General features: G+C 36.5%; 2 protein-coding genes. Both read right to left on the bottom strand.

Features of this window, described 5'->3' with window-relative positions; genetic code table 11:
* Window positions 1-574, bottom strand: a 574-nt coding sequence (locus F6K53_RS41250) for a glycosyltransferase (RefSeq protein WP_293086120.1), incomplete at its 3' end; no start/stop codon positions are given.
* A 291-nt stretch (window positions 575-865) separates the two neighbouring features.
* The gene (locus F6K53_RS41245) at window positions 866-1,507 is read right to left on the bottom strand and encodes an acyltransferase (RefSeq protein ID WP_081431418.1); all 642 of its coding nucleotides are present in this window, start codon (window positions 1,505-1,507) and stop codon (window positions 866-868) included.
* Window positions 1,508-1,579: the final 72 nt, after the last annotated feature.

The following is a 1,579-nucleotide window of genomic DNA, read 5'->3' as shown; positions in this document are numbered from 1 at the left end:
TGTCATAGTAATCAAAGACATTCCAAAGGGGGTTTAGTTCTCCGATTTGGTAATGGTGATGAGCCAGAAAAGCCGGACTCATACGGGCAAGGTCAGGATAAGAATACAGACCTTGCTCAATTTCGTCGTAGTAGGTTTCTAAATCAAAGTTAGATTTTTGACAATCGATCAGCATTACGCTCAAGCCCCAAAGGTCTTTAGCTTCACTGCTATAAGCTCTTTTTGCCAGGAAATCACAGCCATTCAAAGGTGTCTCGAAGAGTTCACCAATATCAGTTAAACAGATAGTATCTGAGTCAATATAAATAGCTTTACCTTGATAGTTACACAACTGTGGAATCAAATATCGGTAGAGACTAAACTCAGTTGTATTGCGATATTTAACTCGTAAAGACATGGGAGCGAGATAAGGCTGATCATCATTATGTTCAATAGCATTGTGGGTGCCATTAAAAACATAAATATCCAGTTCCCTACGGCTATGCTTACGAAGAGAGTAAATTGAGACTTTCCTCTCCACTAGACTTGCTTCACCAGAGCCGATAAATACTCGCACACGCTCTTGATTTTTCATAGCTAATTGTCCTAATAGTGCTAGGGATTATGGCTATCTAGGATGTGGCTAAACTAAATTAGTATAAAATTATCGCTACAAAGCTTACTAAAAGAGGCTTGTAGCGATAACAAAAAACAATGTTTTTTAAATTTAATTGTATTGACTCCCTTATAATTTAAGGAGTTAAGCTCAGTTAAACTACTCATTTACTATCATCAGTCTAGGATAGTCGTGATTATTTATTAGTAATAAATAGATGAGATAACTCTATTTATTTGTGACTAGTTTTGTTAAAAAAAATTATCCTATTTACTCCTGTTTACTATCTTTATATTCACCACGTTTACGAATAACCTTGCCCGGTACTCCTACAACTACAGAGTAAGGCTCAACACTCTTAGTTAAAACTGTCCCAGCACCGATTACAGAACCTTTACCTATTCTGCAACCATCAAGGATTCTTACTCCCGCCCCTATCCAAACATCATCTTCTATAATGACACCTTTTTTAGTAGACGGTTGAAGGTCGATAGGCGTATCAAGATCGTCAAAAGTATAGTTTGAAGTAACAATTACAGTATGGGTAGCGATTCTGACCCAGTTTCCTATAACTAAGTCACCTGCACCATAAAGAAAACAAAAAGGGTTAACACTACAGTCACTACCAATTTTTATCTTACCCTCTGCAGAGATGAGCATTGCTGAACTTCGGATAATGGAGCGATCGCCAATATGAATAGCAGAGTCTTCTAAATTACATTTAAGCGTTACATTATTTTCTACAATGACGCGATTGCCCAGAAATAATTTACTTAAATTATTTTTGATTACGCTTTTACCTATATAACAGTCTTCCCCAATATTTCCAAGTTGGTTACGATAATAGTTGTGTCTGATTTTCTGTTTATGATTATTCCATAATTTATTGATTAACTTAAAGAATTCATACATATAGCAAAGGGAACAGGGAATAGGGAATAGGGAATAGGGAGTAGGGAGCAGAGTTGCGTAGGGTGCGTTAGG

The organism is Moorena sp. SIO4A1 (genome assembly GCF_010672065.1).
Taxonomy (GTDB): domain Bacteria; phylum Cyanobacteriota; class Cyanobacteriia; order Cyanobacteriales; family Coleofasciculaceae; genus Moorena.
Note: the sequence above shows the minus strand (reverse complement) of the source record. Positions and strands in the feature narration are given on the sequence as shown.